The organism is Acinetobacter sp. TAC-1, from assembly GCF_029025845.1.
Lineage (GTDB): Bacteria > Pseudomonadota > Gammaproteobacteria > Pseudomonadales > Moraxellaceae > Acinetobacter > Acinetobacter guillouiae.
In genome coordinates this window covers 3,866,076-3,890,346 of the sequence record NZ_CP118892.1, presented here as the reverse complement: position 1 = coordinate 3,890,346, position 24,271 = coordinate 3,866,076, and the positions used below count along the sequence as shown (strand labels likewise).

Here is a 24,271-nt window from a genome sequence, read left to right as displayed (position 1 = left end):
AGAACTATGCTGGCATATATCACGCGCCGTATATGGCAAATGATTCCGACCATGTTGGGAGTCGTGTTGCTGATTTTCTTTCTATTTAACTGGGTGGGTGGAGATCCTGCTTATATCCTTGCTGGAAAAATGGCAAACCCTGAACAGATTGAAAATATTCGTCAGCAACTTGGGGTAGATCAACCATATTACGTTCAATTGTGGATTTTTATTAAGCAAATCCTGACTTTTGATTATGGCAATAGCTGGAGTACGGGGGAATCAGTTTCAAACATTATCCTGACTCGTTTAGGTCCATCACTGACCATCATTATTCCTCTGACAATTTTACAAACTGTAATTTCAATCATTCTGGCTTTGGCTGTTGCATCGGTACGTGGTTCATTGACGGATCGTATGGTGATGTTGTTATGTACCATTGGGATGTCGATCAGTATTTTGGTCTATATTATCGTATTTCAGTACGGTCTTGCCTATAAGCTGGGATGGTTCCCTGTACAAGGTTGGAGCGATAGTCTCAGTGAAAACCTATTGCAATACGCGCTGCTGCCAATCTTAATCATGTTGGTGGTGAGTATTGCACCGACTTTACGTCTATATCGTAGCTTTGTCTTAGATGAAGTCAATCAGGACTATGTCCGTACTGCACGGGCAAAAGGGGTCGGTGAGGGACGTATCTTAGGCGTGCATGTGCTGCGTAATGCATCTATTCCGATTATTACCGATGTGATGTCGAGCTTGCCAGCGTTATTGATTGGGGCATTTTTAATTGAGCGATTTTTTGGTATTCCGGGGATTGGGCGAGAAGTCATTATTGCAGTAGAACGAAGCGACTTTCCAGTGATTAAAGCTATCACGGTCTATGTTGCCGCTGCGACCATGATTTTTAACCTGATCGCCGATTTGATTTATAAAGTGGTTGATCCACGCGTACAGTTGAAGTAGGTGGGATGATGCTCGGAATTTTATCGAAAAAAGTAGACGCCCAAGAACAACAGACTTCTCCCGGTTTATGGCGATTGGCGATGCGACGTTTAAAAGCAGATCGTATCGCTATGCTGTCGCTATTGGTGTTGCTGTGTTATTTCATCATATTGGTACTCTCCATGACGGGTGTGATTGCATCAAATTGGAATAAAGAAGTAGCCGTGAGTTATGCACCACCTACATTTATCGGGGCAGATCAAAACACGCAAGATTCTGCAAAGAACGCTGCAACTGTAGAGGCCTTACCTGAAAATCCTGTTGATCCTTTAAAAGATGTGATCAAGGAGTTAAATACTGAAATTGCAACAGAACAAGCTTCAGGTGGCGCGATTGACTACTACGGTATTCAAGATCCGCTTGCAGAAGATATGAAAGCCATTGATCAGCAATTGGGTGGGCACTTACTTGATCAGCAAAGTGAACTCAAACAAACCTTGCCTTTCGGTGCAGATAAATGGGGACAGGATGTCGTACTCAAAACCATTAAAGGCGCAGAAACGTCAATTATTGTGGGCTTAATCTCGGCATTGCTGGCCGTGGTAATCGGCACATTCTTAGGGGCAATTGCTGGTTACTTTGGTGGTTGGGTCGACGATGTTCTAAACTGGTTTTATAACATTTTTACCTCGATACCTTATCTATTGTTGGTATTGGCGATTGCCGCTGTATTGCAACAAAAGGGCATTCTTTCAATTGTTTTAATTCTTGGATTAACGGGTTGGACTGGGGTATTTCGTTTAATTCGTGCTGAATATATGAAACATAATTCACGCGAGTATGTGCTGGCAGCCAAAGCGATTGGTGTCAGTAATACCCGACGGATGTTTGTGCATATTTTCCCTAATGTAAGCCATATTGCTTTGGTTCAGATGTCGATCTTGGTGGTTGCATTTATTAAGTCTGAAGTGATTTTAAGCTTCTTGGGCTTTGGTGTACCTGTGGGGGTGGTGTCATGGGGCAGTATGTTGAATGAAGCGCAAAGTGAGCTGATTTTAGGTAAATGGTGGCAATTGGTGGCAGCCTCAGTAGCGATGGCCGTGCTTGTGACCGCATTTTCAATGTTTACAGATGCATTGCGTGATGCATTAGACCCTAAACTAAAATAAGGAGCTTAAAGATGTCAGAACAACAAGCGACACCTCCTGTGCTACTCAGTGTTGAAAATCTGAGTGTGAGTTTTAAGGGTGAAAATAAGCAATTTATTGAAACCGTAAAAGGTATTTCATTTCAGATTCCTGCCAATACCACCGTGGCCTTGGTTGGGGAATCTGGCAGTGGCAAATCAGTAACTTCATTGGCAACCATGGGTTTATTACCTAAAGGCCAATCTCGTATTGCTGAAAACAGTAAAATTATTTTTGAAGGCAAAGACTTACTCAGTTTAAGCAGTAAACAAATGCGCGCAATGTGTGGTAAAGACATTGCTATGATTTTTCAGGAACCGATGTCTTCACTTAATCCTGTGTTTACAGTGGGTGATCAAATCGCTGAAATTATGCGTATTCATTTAAATATGGGGCGTAAACAAGCACGACAACGCACTTTAGAATTACTCACTGAAGTGGGGATTCCATCCCCTGAAAGCAAGATTGATGCTTACCCCAGTCAACTGTCTGGCGGTCAACAACAACGGGTCATGATTGCCATGGCAATCGCCTGTGAACCCAAATTACTGATTGCCGATGAACCGACCACTGCATTAGATGTCACCATCCAAAAACAAATATTGGATTTGTTGGAGGCTTTACGTAAGCGCCGTCAAATGTCGATGTTGTTTATTACCCATGACTTGGCATTGGTGAGTGAAATTGCCGATGAAGTGATTGTGATGCGTCATGGTGAAATTCGTGAACAAGGTTTAGCAAAAGCTGTTTTAGAACAGCCACAAGATGCCTATACCAAAGCATTATTATTATGCCGTCCGCAACTTTCGCATCGCCCATATCGTTTACCAGTCATTAGTGATTTTATGCAAGCCCAAGATGTGCCAGTGACTGAGGCGGTGAGTTTGCCTAAGGTGGATTTTGCGGAGCGTAAGCGCGGCCTTGTTGGTGGTGAAGAAATTATTCTAGAGGTGCGTGATTTAAAAAAATCATTTTTTAGCCGTAAAGGGCTATTTGGCAAAGATGAATTTCAGGCAGTCAAAGGGGCATCTTTCCAACTGGCGAAAGGGAAGACTTTGGGGCTCGTTGGGGAGTCTGGCTCAGGTAAAACCACCATTGGTTTATTGTTGATGCGTTTGCAACAAGCTTCTGGCGGCCAAGCGTTATTTCAAGGTAAAGATATTTTGGCAATGTCTGAAAAAGAGTTTGCCCAGTATCAACGTAAGATTCAGATTATCTTTCAGAATCCCTATGCCTCACTTAATCCGCGTTTTACCGTAGGGCAAATTTTGATGGAGCCGATGCAAGTTCATAAAATTGGTGCAAATGATAATGAACGTAAAAAGATGGCTTTAGAATTACTGGAAAGAGTAAGCTTACCTGCGCAAGCCTTTGATCGTTATCCGCATGAGTTTTCTGGGGGGCAACGTCAACGTATTGCAATCGCACGCTGTTTAACTTTAAAACCTGAAATTTTAATCTGTGATGAATCAGTCTCGGCACTTGATGTATCGGTTCAAGCACAAGTCCTGAACTTACTCCAAGATCTACAAGATGAATTTGGCTTAAGTTATATTTTTATCTCACATGATTTGTCTGTGGTGAAATATATTTCGGATCAAATTATGGTGATGAACCACGGTGATATTGTTGAAATCGCCAATTCGGATGAGTTATATCAATCACCACAACATGACTATACCAAACGCTTACTGAGTTCAATTCCACAAGGAACCAGACAGGTGATTTAGATTTTTGCTATGTGAGAGCTGCTGGATTCAGTTGCTGTCAGTCCGTTAAGGGTTTTAAATCTTCCTCTTTGCGAAGTTGATACTTCTCACCTTTGAAAAAGGAGGGGGTTTTACTAAAGTTAATTAATTTAGTCTCAGCTAGCTCTCCCTTTTTTTCTAAGTGGGAGAGCTACAGTTGTAGTAGCGTAAGGAGTATTTTTATTGATATATAACACGATTAAACTGATGCGTTTTGTTTAGGATAAATATACTTGCGATAGATAGGCATAAGAATAGGCAATAATAAAAAATGAAATAGGCTGGTTGCACAACTGATTAGAATAAAAGTGATTATATCAGGTGGCGAGTAAATCAGTATTATTACGCCATAGACTGGAATAACAATCGGTAAGATTGAACAGACTGTATAGCTAAGAAATGGTCTGCGAATGGCTGTTTCTGAGCAAAGTAAATAGGCATAGCTCCACATCCATAGGCCATAAATTGAGCATAAAATAACAACCTGAAAAAGTGGGTAACCATAATCCTGTGGTTTCTTTCTAAGAAAGTTGATCAGATACTCTGAATAAAACAACCCTTGATATGCTATCGATATAGACGCAATAAACCAGATAAGAAATAAGGGAATGAGGATCAGGTATTTTTTATTCATCTTGTTATTACCATATTAAGATCATATTACTTAAAGGGTTTTGCACTGTTTTGTTTACAACACAAGCTGAGGCATAGCCTACAGGAATATATTTAAACCTTAATGCATGATGTAGCGCATAGTTTAAACGAAAAAAAGCCACTATTTAAAAATAGTGGCTTTTGCTCTTTAAGTCTATTTAGAACTTAGAACTTTTTAAAACCTTTTGTCACAACAAACGGTTTTTTCTTTTCAGGTTGTTCACTACGTTCTTGGCGATCTGAACGATCTAGACGCTCGTTTGGATTATAACGACCTTCTGAACGATTACGGTTTTGTTGATTGCCATAACGGTTTTCAGAACGGTTGCTATTAAAACTATTGCCACGGTTGTCCGCACGCTCATTGTTGTAGCTGTTGCCACCAGAACGTGCTTTATTAAAGCGGTTTTCAGAGCGTTCATTGCGATTGTCAGTACGATTTTCAGTGCGGTTTTGACCATATTGGTTTGCACTTGGCTGAGCGTCACGACGATCATTTTGATGGTTGTGAGCTTCTTCACCTTCGCTATCACGACGTTGTTGACGCAGGAACCCACCGCGACGCGCAGCCATAGGTTTGTCTTGCATACGTTCAGTACGACGTTTTGCCATACCAAATAAACCTGTGCCTTGACGTGGTTTCAGTTCAACAGCTTTGGTTAAATTATCGATATCAGTTTTATCAAGTTCCATCCAACGACCTGTACGAAGTTCACGAGGCAAAATCACAGTACCGTAACGAGTACGGAGCAAGCGACTTACTTTTAGACCTTGTGATTCAAAAATACGGCGAACCTCACGGTTACGACCTTCTTTTACAACGACTTGGTACCAGCGATTGATCCCTTCACCACCAATTTCAGAGAAAGATTCAAATTTTGCTGGACCATCATCTAAAACAACGCCATTTGTCATGTTGTTTTTGAGTTGAGGCGTTACTTCACCCATGACTCGAACTGCATATTCACGTTCGATTTCATTTGAGGGATGCATTAAACGATTGGCAAGTTCACCATCATTTGTAAAAAGTAATAAACCTGTTGAGTTGATATCTAGACGACCCACCATCACCCAACGGTCATTGGAAATCGGAGGTAAGTGATCAAACACAGTCGGGCGAGATTCTGGATCATTACGAGAACAGATTTCACCTTCAGGTTTGTAGTAAATCAATACACGACGACGAATTTCGTCTTCAATTTGGAACTGAACTTTACGACCATCGATGCGAAGCTCATCACCTGGTTCAATACGTTCGCCCACTTGAGCAACCTGCCCATTGACACTTACACGACCGGCGGCAATGACCTCTTCCATATAACGGCGAGAGCCCAAACCCACTCGTGCGAGTACCTTTTGCAATTTTTCACTCATGACAGCATAACCTTAGAAATAATCATCAACAGTGCACCTATTTAAGACTTGGCAGCTTGCGCATCCAAAATCATAAAAGCTTCCTTGGCATCCTGTAGGGGAGGCAATTGATCTAAAGACACTAGACCAAAAGCATTTAAAAATTGTGGCGTTGTCACTAACAACGCGGGTCTACCTGGGAGTTCTCGGTAACCAGATTCTTTAATCCAGTTCCAATCAAACAAAGTCCTGAGTATTTGACTATTATTTGTAACCCCTCGTATTTGCTCAATATCAGCACGGGTTACTGGCTGATGATAAGCGATCACTGCAACTGTTTCTAACAGTGATGGTGATAATCGAGTTGGTCGATCTGGCCAAACTTGCGCAATCACGTTGCGGTATTTTGCCCGCACTTGAAAACGATAACCTTGAGCTGTTTCGACAAGTTCGATTGAACGACCATGTTGTAACACAGACAATTGCTGTAAATACTGTTGCAACTGTTGTTTAGAATACTGATTTTGAAATGCTTCTTTTAAGCGAGCAAGCGATACAGGGGCATCACTTGCAAAGATAATCGCTTCAAGTTGCATCAGAACTTCGTGATGTAATTCATCAACATTAAAGGCATTATTTTGATCAATGGTCATGCCGTTGCTCCTTGAATTGCAAGCGGGGCCTCAACACCAGAAGAAATAATTTGGACTTTTTGCTGACGGGTCAGCTCCAAGATTGCCATAAATGTAACCACCATGCCCATTCGACCTTGGTTTGGCTTGAGTAATTCTTGGAAACTGAGAACTTCTCCAGATTCAATCATATATTCGATATAAGCAATGCGTTCTTCAAGTAATACAGGTTCTTGTTCAATCTTATGGGTTATGGGTTCAGGGCGGTTAAAAATGCAATACAAGGCATCTTTTAGCATCTCAACGTCATAACCTTCATACACTTTTGGAATATGACCAATCGCAACATGGGTCGCAAAAGTATCTCGGTCTAAAACAGGCATCTGCCCTAAACGTTCAGCTGCTTTTTTAATCCGTAAATAGGTTTCTAAGCGATCGATTAATTCCTGTTTTGGATCTTTTTCAATATGAATAGTTTTTGGTTTTGGCAATAACAAGCGAGATTTTAAATCTGCCAATAATGCTGCCATCACCATATAGTCAGCGGTTAATTCGATATTTAACGATTTCATACCGTCCATATAAGACAAGTATTGTGTTGCAATCGGGGCAATATCTAACTGTAAAAGATCGAAACCATTTTTTTGAATCAGATAAATTAAAAAGTCGAGTGGTCCTTCGAAATGTTCAAGCAGAATTTCGAATGCAGCAGGAGGAATATATAAATCCTCTGGAATTTCTTCTTGCCATTCATCCAATACACGGATGTTGGAAATGGATTCCATAGGATGCTGAGTTGCTTGAGTCATTACAGTTTATTAGCCACGCGAATTTTCAAAGGCATGTTTTATTCGTGTTACCACTCAATAGGTACAATAGGAGAGGGTGGTGACGAATTACAAAAAGATATTTGGCTTATTTTAATGGAAAAGTTAAGAGGAATACATTGTTTAATTATAAAAACCATAAAAAAACCTGAAAATAAATAGGGAATATTTCGTTTTGTGATGATTGAGTTCGACTAAGCTACTCATTTTTATTATAAATTTTTATATATTTTCAAGAAAAAATTTATCCATATTTTAATCGCATAATGTGAAGTGGATCAACTTTGTATGTTGGGTGGGTTTGAATTGTTAGATTTTTTTACCTTCAATCCATTCTTTGCAAAATGATACTGACTCTATTATTGCATGCTTAAAATTATAATTTTGCCCAAAATATTACAATGTTATTTAGTTGATTTTGGATATAACTGGATGGCGTATAAACATCTCCGCGAAATCGTTTAAGACTATAAATATGAAAAAAATTAGTGATGAATGAGTAAATAATTTTGTTTTCAAATATATGCGGATTTTAAGTTATTAAAATCTTTGAATAGGTGGCTTTTACCCAACAGCCTCACAATAGAAAAGTTAAATGATCAATCAAAATAATATTTTTGATCTTCATTTCTTCTTAATTCACTAAGCCAAGAAAAAGCCAAATAGCAACTAACACAATACGACACAACACATTAGCAATCACATCAATTTGTTTATATACACTTTTAACAGCATTTTTGGTCACTCATCTATTGAGTTTTGATCAAACATCCCAGCCTCACAATCCATTTATTCATGTTGCTCATCTCTAAACATGAATTTGGTTCACTTTTTTGTGAAATTATATCATTTTTATTCATGTACGGATTGCGGTATAAATTACACCAAGCGCTTCACGATAGACAAGATTATCGTTGATTCTGAATTGAGTGACCAGATACAAGTCAGAAAATACGGGAAATACTATTGGCTGGATAGATCCAAAGATAAATTGGATGGTTCAGAAAGAGCATGAAAAAAATTCAGGTTTATTTCAGAAATTAGGGTATCAGATCATCATGAGTAAAGATTTTACATTTACGATTAAGAGCATTAGTTTCGACGAAAACTATCATCCCTCTAATAATACGCGTATCACAACCAACTTTGCCAATTTAGCAAGAGGTGAGAGTCGCCATGACAATTTGCGCAATACCCTAACGATGATTGACAATCGTTTTAATGCCTTAGCGCATTGGGATAATCCTGAAGCAGATCGTTATTCTGTTGAGCTAGAAATCATTTCAGTTGATATTGATATCGAAGGCAACGGTGAGACTTTCCCTACGATTGAAATATTAAAAACCAATATTGTTGATCACAAAAATAATCAACGTATCGAAGGTATTGTGGGCAACAATTTTTCTTCTTATGTGCGTGATTATGATTTTAGCGTATTGCTGTTAGAACATAATAAAAATAAAGATCAATTTAGCCTGCCAGAAAACTATGGTGAGCTTCATGGGAAGATTTTCAACGCATTTGTAAATTCAAATGCGTATAAAGAAAACTTTAAAAAGTCACCTGTGATTTGTCTTAGTGTTTCAAGTAGCAAGGTGTATCACCGTACTGCAAATGTGCATCCAGTATTGGGTGTTGAATATCTGCAAGATGAATATTCATTAACAGATGAATACTTTGGAAAAATGGGTTTGCAGGTTCGCTATTTTATGCCGCCAAATAGTGTTGCGCCTTTGGCATTTTACTTCCGTGGTGATTTGCTGAGTGATTACACTAACCTTGAGTTGATCGGTACTATCAGCACCATGGAAACTTTCCAGAAGATTTACCGACCTGAGATTTACAACGCGAATTCTGTGGCAGGTAAATCTTACCAACCAAGTTTAAAACATCAGGATTATTCACTTACTCGTATTGTGTATGACCGAGAAGAGCGTGGTCAGTTGGCGATTAAGCAAGGGAAATTTACTGAAGAGCAGTTCATCAAGCCATACAAACATATCCTTGAGCAGTGGTCTGCAAATTACGTTGCTTAATTTACCTAGATAGACAAGATTATTGATTATGAAAATATTATTACCGACTTCAACTGCTGGCAGCCTACCAAAACCTTCTTGGCTTGCCGAGCCTGAAAAACTTTGGTCACCTTGGAAATTACAAGATGAACAATTAATTGAAGGCAAACAAGATGCTTTACGCTTGTCATTGCAAGAGCAACAACACGCTGGGATCGATATTGTCAGTGATGGTGAACAAACGCGCCAACACTTTGTCACCACGTTTATTGAACATCTCAATGGTGTTGATTTTGAGAAACGTGAGACTGTACGCATTCGTAATCGCTATGATGCAAGCGTACCAACTGTTGTCGGTGCGGTGTCTCGTCAAAAGCCTGTTTTTGTTGATGATGCTAAGTTTTTACGTCAACAAACCAATCAGCCGATTAAATGGGCGTTGCCTGGTCCAATGACCATGATTGATACGCTGTACGATGCGCATTATAAAAGCCGTGAAAAACTTGCTTGGGAATTTGCCAAAATCCTCAATGAAGAAGCCAAAGAGTTAGAAGCAGCGGGTGTGGATATTATCCAATTTGATGAACCTGCATTTAATGTGTTTTTTGATGAAGTCAACGACTGGGGGGTTGCGACTTTAGAAAGAGCGCTTGAAGGGCTTAAATGTGAAACTGCTGTGCATATTTGCTATGGCTACGGCATCAAAGCCAATACAGATTGGAAAAAGACCTTAGGTTCAGAATGGCGCCAATATGAAGAAGCGTTCCCTAAACTTCAACAATCTAAAATTGATATCGTGTCTTTAGAATGCCAAAACTCTCGTGTGCCAATGGATCTGATTGAATTGATCCGTGGTAAGAAAGTAATGGTTGGTGCTATTGATGTGGCAACCAACACCATTGAGACAGCAGAAGAAGTTGCCAACACATTACGAAAAGCACTTCAGTTTGTAGATGCAGATAAGCTTTATCCATCGACTAACTGTGGTATGGCTCCTTTATCTCGTGAAGTTGCAAGAGGCAAACTTAATGCCTTAAGTGCTGGCGCAGAAATCGTTCGTAAAGAACTTAGCCGCTAGTATTCAACGATATTGTGGTGTAAAAAGGGTGACCTGTTTGGGTGAATGGATATCCAAGACCCAACGGGAAACCCTGATCACAATTTAGAGAACATCAGTTCTACTGAGAAACTCACCCAGATGCAGTGCCTACATGACGGAATAGCAGGGTAATGCTAAATCTAAAAAAGTACGGTTCAATTTAGGAACAATGAAATGATTGAAGCAACAGACTTTAGAAATGCAATGTCTTTGTTGACCAGTGCAGTCAGTGTCATTACCACGACAGGTTTGTCTGGTCGTTACGGATTTACTGCGTCTGCCGTATGTAGTGTGACGGATTCACCTCCGACTTTATTGGTTTGTATGAATAAAGCGGCAAGTTCTCATGTGCATTTTGTTGAAAATAAAATTTTAACTGTAAATGTTTTAAGTGCACATCATCAGCATATTTCTAAAGCGTTTTCGTCTAAATTAAGCCCAGAAGAACGATTTAAACATGGCATTTGGACGGAATTAGAAACTGGTGCACCGGTTTTAGATGATGCTTTGGTGAATTTTGATTGTGAGATTGAGCAAATTCAAGAAGTTGGAACACATACGATTTTTATTTGTCGTATCGTGGCGATTCAGCAAAGTGAACATGATCAAAGCTTGGTTTATTTTAATCGTTCTTATCATCATGTCGGGCAGACTGAAGTTGCTTAAAGCCAGTTTGCTTTTGGGTTTACGCCTTATGCCAGAGCTAAAAATAATAAGGCGTGCTGATCGGTTGAATTGATCAAATACGCTGGTTTAATACAATCATAATCAATTATTTAATTGATTGAAAAATAATAATAATTTTAATGTTTTACAGAAAATCCAACATTGACACTCGAAAAATCTCCGATTATTCTTTGCTGGCTGGCCTACATTGCCAGTCGGTTTTAGCAGACCGTTGCCTAAGTGCATTGAAAAAACTTGTTTTTTTGATGTAGACTCGTTCGTCCCCCTTTTGTTGCGGTAGGACGGGAGGGGGACGCCTCAGGGCGTGCTGATTCTTAGGTTCAGTCTGCTAACCCTCTTTCGTTCTGCCACCATAATTTTTATACATTGGCAGAATTTTGAATTGTTCAGGAGTTGGCCATGTATTTTATTCGTACACCTTCAGATTAGCGTTTAGCGCGGTTTAACAGCCTTTGGGCTTTTAGGCATTGGCTGGTTATACCTAAAAAATATCAACAATAAAACTTGAGATCCACTCTGCTTACCTTTTGAAGCCGTTGCATGCTTCTTTGCTTATAACAAGATAGAGTGTGGTTTTATCTCATTAAAACAAAAAAATATTTGTAGGGAAGATTATGTCAAATTTAGATATTTCATTTCGAGCTTTAAGGGTACTCGACACCTCTCGAAGACTCTTTAACCTATACGGTTTTCATCATGTTGGGGTAAACCGTATTATTGAGTCTGCCAGAATTCCAAAAGCCACGTTTTATAAATACTTTTATTCTAAAGAGTGTTTGATTGAAATGAGTTTAACCTTTCAAAAAGATGCACTGAAAGAAGAAGTATTTACGATGATTTATAAAAAGAAAGATTTTACTGTTTATGAAAAGCTTAAGCATATTTTCTTTTTACATGCCAATTTGGAAGGGTTTTATCATCTACCGTTTAAGGCTATTTTTGAAATTGAAAAGCGCTATCCCAATGCTTATCAAATCGTAGTTGAGTATCGACATTGGCTGATTGATGAAATTTATAAATTGCTTTTAACCAGCAATGTGAATGCTTCAAAACAAGATGCACATATGTTCTTGTTTGTGATTGATGGGGCAATGGTTCAGCTTCAGGGTGAAAACAGTGTGGATGATCGAGAACGGTTAGTGGGGTGTTTTTTGGATGGGTTGGGGTAGCTATTTTAGATTTTGTGTAAATAATATTTAAAATCATTTCATTATTTATTAATAAATTCTCTGTATGCACTTAAGATAATAAGTTAGTGAAACTGAAAGGCTGTTTTTTGTACGACAAATTTTGTCGTTGAACTGGAATTTTCATCCTATAAAAATGCGCTTAATGCTAGTATTACAAAACAAACTTTACAAAAACTTAAAAGAGGAAAATATGTCTAGTAACGTATGGACAACAACGATTATGTTTGATGAAAACTATCGAGTATTTGGTTTATCCTTTCCTGATACTTTTGATTATGTTGAGTTTCATAAACTTAAAGAAAACTCACTAGAAGAAAAAGAACGTAGAGCTAAATTACTTGATGCTCGGATAGAAGTTACTAAAAAATATCATCTAGCTGAAAAAATATTACCTGCTAATGCACCTACAATCTTATATGCTCACGGTTTTAGTAAAACAGTCAAACTACCAAGTTTTTTCCGTACACAAGAAGGTTTCATTATTCTCACTGAACAGTGCGCTAATGTGCTGAAGAAATTTCGCTTAGGAGAAAGCGTACTCTATCCCTTATCATTTTTTGATATTCAATTCAATGAATTGGTAAATGATCAAACTTATTATTTTTTCAATATTACTGAATTGCGAAGCTTTTTCTATCCAGAATATAGTACACAAGACTTAACAAAATATAGAAATGCTAGATATAAAGATTATCAACTTTTTGAGTTATACCATGCGGACTATGCGGATCGTGCTATTGCCATAAAAAAGGAGGCTGTTGAATGTGATATTGATTTGTGGAGAGATCCTGAACTTGATAATTCAATTTTTATGTCTGATGAACTTAAAAAAGCTTTAGATGAAGCTCAATTGAGTGATGCATGGCAATTATTTTTATGTGATCTTAAATAAAAACAAATTAGAAAATAAAAAATAGGAACAATCAACATGGCTACTTCATCTTTCCAAGTCCATCATATTTTACCTGTTGAACTTTTTAATAGTGAATTTAAAGATCAACTGAACAAACTATTAGGTAGTGACACATCAAATATTTCAGATGATAAGTATAAAAATACTGCTTTACAATCATTTAATAATCGAATTGCTTTATATTCTGATGCTGATCGTGCAGAGATGGCTAAAGCTTTACAAGACAGTGGACACCCTATATCTGATATTTCAATTGGTGCATCACAGCATTATACTCAGCATCCTGAATATAATAAGGCTGTTAAACAATGGGTTAAAGAAATTATTATTGATGGTAATTTAACGGTCGATCAAAAAAAACTAGCAATTATTGATTTACAGGCAACTCTAAGAGAGGGGTTAGTTAGTGGTGAAATTATCTTAAATGGTAATAAAGACATTGCTAAACAAAGTATCAATAATTATTTAGATCAACATGTCATAACGGTTGAGCAATTAAAAAATGCTGATTCAGAGCGTTTTAAACAGGCAGAAGCACGATTAGAAACATTTGCTGAAAATGACATAAAATATGCAAAAGTTGCAAATGAAAATGTGAGAGTTAATGACGAAGGTAAGACAAGTGCTGGAAATGTAGAGTTTACCAAAACAGCTATAGCTGAGCTATTGAAATCATAAAAACCCAATCTTACGACTCAATTCCTTTAACGGAAGCGATGAGAAATGACTTGGAAAAATTAATTAATGGAGATCGTAGTCTTAGTGATGCTAATAAAAAAATAATTATAGAAAATTATACCCATGCTAAAGCTTATGTAAATGGTATTTCTGACAAACCACCTTCTGGTATTTATGAAAAGTTGGTGAATTCATCTGCTGATCTCACACAAAATATTCAAAAAACAAATCAATTCACAGAAGCTTTAAAAAATAATGTACTTTCTGAAGCTGAAAAATCAAATATTCAAAATGAAATTTCTAGGTTACAAGCTGAAAAAGTCATTATTGATGCAGAAATTACAAAAATTCAGGGAACTAAAGAATCTATACTTGTAGATGTAAAGCTTGGATCGCAACGTGGGTATGTAGACCTTCAAGTTGTAGCAGATGCACTAAATAAATCACTAAAACTCGTAAATGGAAGTTTAGAGACAGTAAGGCAAGATACTCAACAAATTATTAAAAATAATATGCTCCAAGTAGAAAATGGGCAAATTAAACTTAATCCTGAAATGGCGAACAATTTAGGAAAATATTTAAGTGACAGCTTGATTGGTGGAAAGGTCGGTGCTGGCGTCATGGCCGCCGATTTTCTGAATAATACATTTGAAGGATTAGTTGTTGGTCTAGAAACTGGTAATTGGAAACCATTCCAAGAACAAGCACAAGAATATGGACCTCAAGCTGTTATAGGAACAGTCATATTTGCTGCCGGTGCAGAGTTGGTGCCTGTTATAGCTGGCTTACTTGGTGTCCCAGTATTGGGTGAGGTGGTTTTAGTAGGTATTCTTTTATACGGTGCTTATCAAGGTGGTAAAGCTGTAGGGGAGCTTTTATATAAACTTTATAATCATATTGCTGAAAATGGTATTGATTTACCTTTTGGGTTGGATAAATTATTTGATCCAGACAATATTTCAAAATGGGTAGATGATGTTACTCCAGATTTCATAAAGGATTGGTTTGGTCTAAATCGTGAAGGGCATCATTACTATTATGATCCACTTATTCTAGACTTAGATGGCGATGGTATTGAAACTATTGCACACAATAAATTAAATGGTGCCCTTTTTGATAACGATGCCGATGGGCTTAAGACAGCAACTGGTTGGGTTAGCCCACATGATGGACTGCTAGTATTTGACCGTAATGGAGATGGCATCATCAATGATGGTACAGAGGTCTTTGGTGATAATACCAGTCTTAAAAATGGCGAAAAAGCGAAACATGGTTTTGATGCATTAGCCGATTTAGATACAGACAAAAACGGAAAAATAGATGCCAATGATGAAGACTTCAGTAAGCTAAAAGTTTGGAGGGATCTAAATCAAGATGGTAAAAGTCAGGAGAATGAACTATTTACTCTAGAAGAGATAGGAATTAAATCATTAAATGTAAATTATAAAGATACAAATACTGCTTTAGCTGGAAATAATATTTTAGCTCAAGTAGGTTCTTATGAAAAAATTGATGGCACTACTCATATTATGGGAGATGTTAATTTCAGTTTTGATTCAATTTACAGTGAATTCACGAATAAAATTGAAGTAAATAAAGAAATACAAGATTTGCCAGATTTAAAAGGATATGGTCGAGTACGTGATCTTCACGAAGCAATGGCTCAATCATCAAGTCTGGAGCAACTGGTAAAACAATATGAGTCTGCGGAAACAACTGAAGCACAAAAAGAACTTTTACCAGCATTATTAAAAGCGTGGGCTAAAACAGATCCTTCATACCATGAGTATACAGAGGGGTTATGGGAATCAATGGTGAGCTCGAATGGGCAAGGTGTTGGTATTGCTGGTGGAAACAGGGGGCCAACGATTAGTTTTGATAAAGTTGATCCAGCAATTCAATCCGCTTTTAATGCGGCTAAATCTAAAGTTGGTGTTATTGACTCTTTCATGGGAACTAAGACAGAAAAGCTCTTTTATATCCGTGAAGACGATATTATCAAGACAACTAAAGCAATTAATAATATTTATGATGATATTACTTTCTCTATTTATAAAGGTTTGTATGGGCAAACTGCAATTTATCAGAATTATGCAGATCAAATAGAAAAAGAATGGATTCTAAAAGATAACGGTGACATTGGATATATTCAGAATTTCAAAAAAGTTGAACAATCATTTGAAACTAAGTTTTCGTCTGATACTAAGAATACTTTTATTGAATTAATTGAATTTACTGATCATGTTTCTAATGTTTACAGTGATGTTCCTAAGAGGGGATTCGATGGTCTTCAATCACTTATTTTTGAGAATTATGAAAAATTTGATGAAAGTACATTAGTTGAAATCAATACCTTCCTTACTAAATATTCAACAGCATTTGTATATATTGGTGGCACTAATGGTATAGATGTTCTAAATGGAACATCCAAGTCAGAAATCCTATTAGGTGGTGCAGGTGATGACACTCTAAATGGTGCTGATGGGGTTGATACACTGTCTGGAGGTTCAGGCAATGACAAGCTTTATGGTGGTTCAGGTGCAGATACTTTAATTGGTGGAACGGGGAATGACTATTTAGATGGAGGGTATCAAGGTGATACCTACATTTTCTCGAAAGGACATGGTCAAGATACAGTTTCAGATTATAGTGCAGGCCTAGCAGGTGAAGACATTCTGAAGTTCACTGATGTTAACTTTACAGATGTTAAATTCACAAAAGACAGTGATGATCTATTGTTATGGGGCTATTCGGAAGGCGATAGTGTTCGTATAAAGAACTTCTTTAATAGCAGCACCTATGAGATAGAACAATTTGTATTTGCAGATCAAACGATCACGATGCAGGATTTCCGCAATAATGGTATGACGTTCCATGGTACATCAGGGGATGACATGATTAATGTGTGGACAGGCAAGAGTTATGCATTAGGTGGTGCTGGCAATGACACCTTAAATGGTAATAGTGGTATTGATTACCTAGACGGTGGTGCTGGTAATGACAAGCTTTATGGTGGTTCAGGTGCAGACACTTTAATTGGTGGAACGGGGAATGACTATTTAGATGGAGGGTATCAAGGTGATACCTACATTTTCTCGAAAGGACATGGTCAAGATACAGTTTCAGATTATAGTGCAGGCCTAGCAGGTGAAGACATTCTGAAGTTCACTGATGTTAACTTTACAGATGTTAAATTCACAAAAGACAGTGATGATCTATTGTTATGGGGCTATTCGGAAGGCGATAGTGTTCGTATAAAGAACTTCTTTAATAGCAGCACCTATGAGATAGAACAATTTGTATTTGCAGATCAAACGATCACGATGCAGGATTTCCGCAATAATGGTATGACGTTCCATGGTACATCAGGGGATGACATGATTAATGTGTGGACAGGCAAGAGTTATGCATTAGGTGGTGCTGGCAATGACACCTTAAATGGTAATAGTGGTATTGATTACCTAGACGGTGGTGCTGGTAATGACAAGCTTTATGGTGGTTCAGGTGCAGACACTTTAATTGGTGGAACGGGGAATGACTATTTAGATGGAGGGTATCAAGGTGATACCTACATTTTCTCGAAAGGACATGGTCAAGATACAGTTTCAGATTATAGTGCAGGCCTAGCAGGTGAAGACATTCTGAAGTTCACTGATGTTAACTTTACAGATGTTAAATTCACAAAAGACAGTGATGATCTATTGTTATGGGGCTATTCGGAAGGCGATAGTGTTCGTATAAAGAACTTCTTTAATAGCAGCACCTATGAGATAGAACAATTTGTATTTGCAGATCAAACGATCACGATGCAGGATTTCCGCAATAATGGTATGACGTTCCATGGTACATCAGGGGATGACACGATTAATGTGTGGACAGGCAAGAGTTATGCATTAGGTGGTGCTGGCAACGACACCTTAAATGGTAATAGTGGTATTGATTACCTAGACGGTGGTGCTGGTAATGACAAGCTTTATGGTGGTTCAGGTGCAGACACTTTAATTGGTGGAACGGGGAATGACTATTTAGATGGAGGGTATCAAGGTGATACCTACATTTTCTCGAAAGGACATGGTCAAGATACAGTTTCAGATTATAGTGCAGGCCTAGCAGGTGAAGACATTCTGAAGTTCACTGATGTTAACTTTACAGATGTTAAATTCACAAAAGACAGTGATGATCTATTGTTATGGGGCTATTCGGAAGGCGATAGTGTTCGTATAAAGAACTTCTTTAATAGCAGCACCTATGAGATAGAACAATTTGTATTTGCAGATCAAACGATCACGATGCAGGATTTCCGCAATAATGGTATGACGTTCCATGGTACATCAGGGGATGACACGATTAATGTGTGGACAGGCAAGAGTTATGCATTAGGTGGTGCTGGTAACGATACCTTAAATGGTAATAGTGGTATTGATTACCTAGACGGTGGTGCTGGTAATGACAAGCTTTATGGTGGTTCAGGTGCAGACACTTTAATTGGTGGAACGGGGAATGACTATTTAGATGGAGGGTATCAAGGTGATACCTACATTTTCTCGAAAGGACATGGTCAAGATACAGTTTCAGATTATAGTGCAGGCCTAGCAGGTGAAGACATTCTGAAGTTCACTGATGTTAACTTTACAGATGTTAAATTCACAAAAGACAGTGATGATCTATTGTTATGGGGCTATTCGGAAGGCGATAGTGTTCGTATAAAGAACTTCTTTAATAGCAGCACCTATGAGATAGAACAATTTGTATTTGCAGATCAAACGATCACGATGCAGGATTTCCGCAATAATGGTATGACGTTCCATGGTACATCAGGGGATGACACGATTAATGTGTGGACAGGCAAGAGTTATGCATTAGGTGGTGCTGGCAATGACACCTTAAATGGTAATAGTGGTATTGATTACCTAGACGGTGGTGCTGGTAATGACAAGCTTTATGGTGGTTTAGGTGCAGACACAGCGATATTTAAACTCTTACAAGGATTTGAAAGTGATGGAACAGGCGGAAATGGCTTTGATACTTGGTCTGACTTTAATACCAGTCAAGGTGATAAAATTGACATATCGGACTTATTAATTGGTGAAGTTAATAAGGAAAATTTAAATCAATATTTATTGTTTGAAAAAAATGGTTCAACCATTACATTAAGTCTTGATCGAGATGGTAGTGAAACTAACTATTCAAGCAATAAAATATTAATCCTTAATAATCAAACAAATTTGAATAGTTTGGATGACTTAATTAAAGTGGATGCATTTTTAATTTAGTGAAGTTTTAGGAAGCAAAAAAACCGCCATTAATGGCGGTTTTCATATCAATCACAACTTAAGTGTTGTGACAGTTGGACACCTTACCAGCTCAACGCACCACCAGTTTGATAATCAGTTACACGCGTTTCAAAGAAGTTCTTCTCTTTACGCAAGTCCATCATTTCAGACATCCACTGGAATGGGTTATTTACACCAGCAAACTGTTCAGGTAAACCTAACTGCGCCAAACGACGATTACAGATGAATTTCAAATACTCTTCCATCATCGCTGCGTTCATACCCAATACACCACGTGGCATTGTGTCACGCGCATATTCGATTTCAAGCATAGTACCTTCAAGAATCATCTGAATGATTTCTTCTTGGAATTCAGCAGTCCACAAGTTTGGATTTTCGATCTTGATTTGGTTAATCATGTCGATACCAAAGTTCAAGTGCATAGACTCATCACGTAAGATGTATTGGAATTGCTCAGCAACACCATTCATCTTGTTACGACGACCCATAGACAAGATCTGGCTGAAACCACAGTAGAAGAAGATCCCTTCAAGTACGCAATAGAATGCAATCAAGTTACGCAGTAAGATTTGATCGTTTTCAGGTGTACCTGTTTGGAAGGTTGGATCACATAAAGACTGAGTATATTTCAAGCCCCAAGCCGCTTTACGAGCAACTGATGGAACTTCACGGTACATGTTGAAGACTTCGCCTTCATCCATACCTAAAGATTCGATACAGTATTGGTAAGCATGGGTGTGAATCGCTTCTTCAAATGCTTGACGCAAGATGTATTGACGGCATTCAGGGTTGGTGATGTGACGGTAAATTGCCAATACCAAGTTGTTTGCAACCAAAGAATCCGCAGTAGAGAAGAAACCTAATGAACGCATCACGATGGTACGCTCATCTTCGGTTAAGCCATTTTCAGACTTCCAAAGTGCGATATCGTGGTTCATGTTAACTTCTTGTGGCATCCAGTGGTTTGCACACCCGTCTAGATACTTTTGCCAAGCCCACTCGTATTTGAACGGTACAAGTTGGTTTAAGTCAGCGCGACAGTTGATCATGGCTTTATCATCAACTTGTACACGTTGTGCACCCATTTCAAGCTCTTCTAAGCCAGGTGCAACGTCTAACTTTTCTAAGGCGTGAGATGCTCTTGCCAACGAATCGGTTGGATTTGTTGATCTTGCTGTATAGGTTCCAGCGGATTGTGTAGTTGCCACATTCTGCGATGACTGCTTTGTATCAGATACCACTTGCGAATCAGTCGTTTTTTTCTGTTCGACGGGCGCAGGCTGGTGAGCTTGTGCAGCTTGTTTCTGTTCATCATCTTCAAAATCGTCCCAACTTAGGATAGACATCGTTGTTCTCTCTTCGTTGTTAATATCTATGTTCGACATCTCACAATGGAAGATGTCACTACTATACGCTTATTCTGTGCAAGCAAAATTAAGTTTTGCCGATAGTTGTTTTGTTCTTGTTCGAAAGAACAGATATCCACACTACTTATTTTGCTTACGCTTTTGCTGCTTACGGATCGCAAAGAATGCATAGACCGCAGGCACGTAAAAAACTAAAAAGGCTAAGATCAGCACGATTACGCCTAACTCATAGTTATGACTTAAATGGAACATTTCTTCGCCTTTTATAATTTCAGATTTTTTGAATCCCCCTAAATCCCCCTTTTTTTTAAAGGGGGGACTTTATTCCCCTTGAGGATTGGGGAGGATTACTTACTGACAAGCTTCACAATCTGGATTGTCGATTGAACATGCTTGTGGTACTGGTGCTGCTTGAGCGAAACCATCTTCTTCAGCAGGCGCTTCGGGTTTAGTTTCTTGAGCAACCGCAGCCACTGGTGCAGCAACAGTTGTTGCTTTTACTGCGTTTAAAGCACCCGTGTTAATGGTTGATTTTTCCGCAGAGGTTGCACCTAATGCACGGAGGTAATAAGTGGTTTTAAGACCACGTAACCAAGCCATCTTATAAGTGATGTCTAGTTTCTTACCATTTGCACCAGCGATATAAAGGTTCAATGACTGTGCTTGGTCGATCCATTTTTGACGACGTGATGCAGCATCTACGATCCAACGTGTATCGACTTCAAATGCTGTCGCAAAAATTGCTTTTAACTCTTCAGGGATACGTGCAATTTTTTGTACTGAACCCTCGAAGTGTTTCAAGTCGTTAACCATCACAGAGTCCCAAAGACCACGATCTTTTAACGCACGTACCAAGTACGGGTTGATCACTGTAAATTCACCAGAAAGGTTAGATTTTACATAAAGGTTTTGGAACGTCGGTTCGATAGACTGTGAAACGCCACAAATATTTGAAATGGTTGCTGTAGGTGCAATCGCCATCACATTTGAGTTACGCATACCGTCTTTTTGAACTTTAGTACGTAATGTATCCCAGTCCAAACGTTGAGTACGGTCAACTTCAAACATACGCTCTGGACGTGATTTTGCAACGATATCTAAAGAGTCGATTGGTAAGATACCTTGATCCCACAATGAACCTTTAAATGTTGAATACACACCACGTTCAACAGCAAGGTCGCTTGATGTTTGAATCGCGTAGTAGCTAATCACTTCCATTGATTCATCAGCAAAATCTACTGCTGCATCAGAACCATAACCCATACCCAATTCATATAAAGCATCTTGGAAGCCCATGATACCCATACCGACAGGGCGGTGTTTCATATTTGAATTACGTGCTTGTTCAACTGCGTAGTAGTTGATGTCAATCACGTTGTCGAGCATACGAACAGCAGTTTTAACTGTACGTGCTAATTTTTCACGATCTAATGCGCCACCTTGAACGTGTTGTACAAGGTTGATTGAACCTAAGTTACATACTGCGATTTCATCTTTATTGGTATTTAAAGTGATTTCAGTACATAAGTTAGATGAATGCACTACACCCACGTGTTGTTGTGGTGAGCGTAAGTTACATACGTCTTTGAATGTGATCCAAGGATGACCTGTTTCAAACAACATTGATAACATTTTGCGCCATAAGTCTTTCGCACGGATTTTCTTATGCAGCATGTTGTTTTCTTTTGCAATGCCTTCGTAGTAAGCATAGCGTTCAGCAAATTCACCGCCAGTTAAATCATGCAAATCAGGCGTTTCAGATGGCGTGAACAGTGTCCATTCAGCATCTTCAATCACACGTTGCATAAACAAATCTGGAACCCAGTTAGCCGTGTTCATGTCATGGGTACGACGACGGTCATCACCAGTGTTTTTACGAAGCTCTAGGAATTCTTCAATGTCCAAGTGCCAAGTTTCTAGGTATGCACATACTGCACCTTTACGTTTACCACCTTGGTTTACTGCAACCGCAGTATCGTTGGCAACTTTAAGGAAAGGTACAACACCTTGTGACTTACCGTTGGTGCCTTTGATATATGAGTTCAAGGCGCGTACTGGTGTCCAGTCATTGCCTAAACCACCTGCCCATTTAGAAAGTAGGGCATTGTCACGCATCGCACCATAGATGTCATAAAGATCATCTTGAATGGTGGTTAAGTAACAGCTCGACAATTGTGGACGTAATGTACCTGAGTTAAACAGTGTCGGTGTAGACGCCATATAATCGAAGCTAGACAATAAGTCATAGAATTCGATTGCACGGTCTTCACGTTGTTCTTCGTTTAATGCAAGTCCCATTGAAACACGCATAAAGAACAATTGCGGAAGTTCGAAACGTACATCATTTGAATGAATGAAGTAACGGTCAAATAAAGTCTGTAAACCTAAATAGGTAAATTGGTTTGAACGTTCTGGTTTGATCGCTGCTGCCAATTTCGCAAGGTCAAAGTTTAAGAGCTCAGGAGAGAGAAGCTCAAGCTCGATACCTTTATTTAAATAAGTTTCGAGTGCATCGCCTTCGATAGTATCTGTCGCTAAACCTAAGAATTTTAAACCTGTCGCAACCAAGTCATCACGTAATAAACGTGCAGTTACATAGGTATAGTTTGGTTCTTGTTCGATACGGGTACGTGTTGCCATCATCATCGTGGTTGAGATGTCTGACTGTTTTACACCGTTATATAAGTTTTTAACTGTTTCATCGACAATGGCTTGAACATTGATGCCTTCTAAGCCTTCACTTGCTTTTTCAATCGTGGCTTGAAGTTTGCCCAAATCTAGAGGCTGAAGCTGACCGTTCGCATCTGTGATTTGTAAGGTTGGGTGATGATGAGCACCAGTTTGTTTACGTGCATCAGAACGTTGTTCACGATAGATCACATATGCACGTGCAACTTTTTGTTCGCCTGTACGCATAAGCGCCAATTCAACTTGGTCTTGAATTTCTTCAATGTGAATTGTTCCGCCAGAAGGTAAACGACGATTAAAAGTATTCATCACCATCTCTGTGAGCTGAGTGATGCGATCATGAATACGGCTTGAATCTGCACTTTGTTGACCTTCTACAGCCAAAAAAGCTTTACCAATTGCTACAGAGATTTTATCTGCATCAAAAGCGGCAACATCACCAGTGCGTTTAATCACTTGTAGTTGACCAGGGGTTGTAATGGCGTTCATTGTCAGCGTAGCTCCATTGTCATCATTGTTATGTTTATGGACCATTTGAATCGGACAAACTGCAAAATTTGTTGTCACGATGTTTGAGGACTAAACACAATACTTAGTGGTTTAATTTAATTTAGAACACAAGATACGGTAATTTTAAGGGTAGATCAATATTGACATTTCAAGAATATTTTATCCCTGAAAAGTAAATTTTTATTTGCATCTTTTTACCTCAAAGCGTCATTTTTGTTATATGCCTTATGAGACAAGCACATAGCATAGCAAAGACTCCGCAGAGCGCTTATAGATAAGTATGTGGATAACTCAAAAAACGATAAACTGATGAGACAGAATATGAACAATGAAATATTTTGTATAAAAATTAGTCCAGCTATTGATTGTCTTGAAGAAATTTAAAAATGATGTGTATTGATTTTATAAAACTGCCTACAATTCAATAGTTAATAAAAATATAACAAATTGATACGCTCATGTATCAGTTTGGTGAATGAGGTCTTGTTTACATTGTAAACGTGTG

15 protein-coding genes and 1 pseudogene are annotated in these 24,271 nt (G+C 38.5%); 10 read left to right on the top strand and 6 right to left on the bottom strand.

Translation table 11 applies throughout. The features are described from left to right. Positions 1 to 6 precede the first annotated feature (6 nt). Genes PYV58_RS18155 through PYV58_RS18145 form a run of 3 tightly spaced genes read left to right on the top strand, consistent with a single transcriptional unit; the run spans position 7 to position 3,841 of the window. A complete protein-coding gene (locus PYV58_RS18155; protein WP_004722891.1) occupies positions 7 to 945 on the top strand; it encodes an ABC transporter permease in 939 nt (312 codons plus the stop codon). A gap of 8 nt (positions 946 to 953) precedes the next feature. After that, positions 954 to 2,093, top strand: a complete 1,140-nt coding sequence (locus tag PYV58_RS18150; RefSeq protein WP_034610088.1) for an ABC transporter permease — start codon at positions 954 to 956, stop codon at positions 2,091 to 2,093. An 11-nt stretch (positions 2,094 to 2,104) separates the two neighbouring features. After that, positions 2,105 to 3,841 (top strand): ABC transporter ATP-binding protein, encoded by a 1,737-nt coding sequence (locus tag PYV58_RS18145; protein ID WP_034610090.1) that lies wholly within the window; start codon positions 2,105 to 2,107, stop codon positions 3,839 to 3,841. A 1,200-nt stretch (positions 3,842 to 5,041) separates the two neighbouring features. Here the strand turns inward: PYV58_RS18145 and rluB are convergent. The 3 genes and pseudogenes from rluB to PYV58_RS18130 form a co-directional block, all read right to left on the bottom strand. After that, positions 5,042 to 5,887: pseudogene (gene rluB / locus PYV58_RS18140) on the bottom strand (23S rRNA pseudouridine(2605) synthase RluB); the annotation flags it as partial. 41 nt (positions 5,888 to 5,928) lie between these two features. Beyond that, positions 5,929 to 6,519 (bottom strand): SMC-Scp complex subunit ScpB, encoded by a 591-nt coding sequence (scpB, locus tag PYV58_RS18135; RefSeq protein WP_004722881.1) that lies wholly within the window; start codon positions 6,517 to 6,519, stop codon positions 5,929 to 5,931. After that, complete coding sequence (locus PYV58_RS18130; RefSeq protein ID WP_004819259.1) at positions 6,516 to 7,307, bottom strand: ScpA family protein; 792 nt, start codon at positions 7,305 to 7,307, stop codon at positions 6,516 to 6,518. Before PYV58_RS18130 ends, scpB begins: the two co-directional genes overlap by 4 nt. 1,076 nt (positions 7,308 to 8,383) lie before the next feature. Here PYV58_RS18130 and PYV58_RS18125 point away from each other — a divergent pair. The 7 genes from PYV58_RS18125 to PYV58_RS18095 all read left to right on the top strand — a co-directional run bounded on the left by PYV58_RS18125 (position 8,384) and on the right by PYV58_RS18095 (position 19,180). After that, a complete protein-coding gene (locus tag PYV58_RS18125; protein ID WP_034610135.1) occupies positions 8,384 to 9,361 on the top strand; it encodes a DUF1852 domain-containing protein in 978 nt (325 codons plus the stop codon). 28 nt (positions 9,362 to 9,389) lie between these two features. Further along, positions 9,390 to 10,418 carry a methionine synthase gene (locus PYV58_RS18120; protein ID WP_004819267.1) on the top strand — a complete coding sequence of 343 codons (1,029 nt, stop codon included), beginning with the start codon at positions 9,390 to 9,392 and terminating at the stop codon, positions 10,416 to 10,418. Between the two features lie 195 nt (positions 10,419 to 10,613). After that, a complete protein-coding gene (locus tag PYV58_RS18115; protein WP_034610094.1) occupies positions 10,614 to 11,105 on the top strand; it encodes a flavin reductase in 492 nt (163 codons plus the stop codon). A 635-nt stretch (positions 11,106 to 11,740) separates the two neighbouring features. Beyond that, positions 11,741 to 12,295, top strand: coding sequence for a TetR/AcrR family transcriptional regulator (locus tag PYV58_RS18110; protein ID WP_034610096.1), 555 nt, complete (start codon positions 11,741 to 11,743; stop codon positions 12,293 to 12,295). Between the two features lie 211 nt (positions 12,296 to 12,506). Continuing rightward, positions 12,507 to 13,208, top strand: coding sequence for a hypothetical protein (locus tag PYV58_RS18105; RefSeq protein WP_034610138.1), 702 nt, complete (start codon positions 12,507 to 12,509; stop codon positions 13,206 to 13,208). A 36-nt stretch (positions 13,209 to 13,244) separates the two neighbouring features. Beyond that, positions 13,245 to 13,907 carry an AHH domain-containing protein gene (locus tag PYV58_RS18100; protein ID WP_275059644.1) on the top strand — a complete coding sequence of 221 codons (663 nt, stop codon included), beginning with the start codon at positions 13,245 to 13,247 and terminating at the stop codon, positions 13,905 to 13,907. Positions 13,908 to 13,957: 50 nt separating this feature from the next. Next, entirely contained in the window at positions 13,958 to 19,180 is a 5,223-nt protein-coding gene (locus tag PYV58_RS18095; protein WP_275059643.1) for a calcium-binding protein, read from the top strand. A gap of 83 nt (positions 19,181 to 19,263) precedes the next feature. Here the strand turns inward: PYV58_RS18095 and PYV58_RS18090 are convergent, their stop codons facing one another. The 3 genes from PYV58_RS18090 to PYV58_RS18080 form a co-directional block, all read right to left on the bottom strand. Beyond that, on the bottom strand, positions 19,264 to 20,547 hold the full coding sequence (locus PYV58_RS18090; protein ID WP_004722861.1) for a ribonucleotide-diphosphate reductase subunit beta: 1,284 nt from the start codon (positions 20,545 to 20,547) through the stop codon (positions 19,264 to 19,266). 141 nt (positions 20,548 to 20,688) lie between these two features. Next, the gene (locus PYV58_RS18085; protein WP_004722859.1) at positions 20,689 to 20,820 is read right to left on the bottom strand and encodes a preprotein translocase subunit YajC; all 132 of its coding nucleotides are present in this window, start codon (positions 20,818 to 20,820) and stop codon (positions 20,689 to 20,691) included. Between the two features lie 99 nt (positions 20,821 to 20,919). After that, on the bottom strand, positions 20,920 to 23,790 hold the full coding sequence (locus PYV58_RS18080) for a ribonucleoside-diphosphate reductase subunit alpha (protein ID WP_081407422.1): 2,871 nt from the start codon (positions 23,788 to 23,790) through the stop codon (positions 20,920 to 20,922). Positions 23,791 to 24,271: the final 481 nt, after the last annotated feature.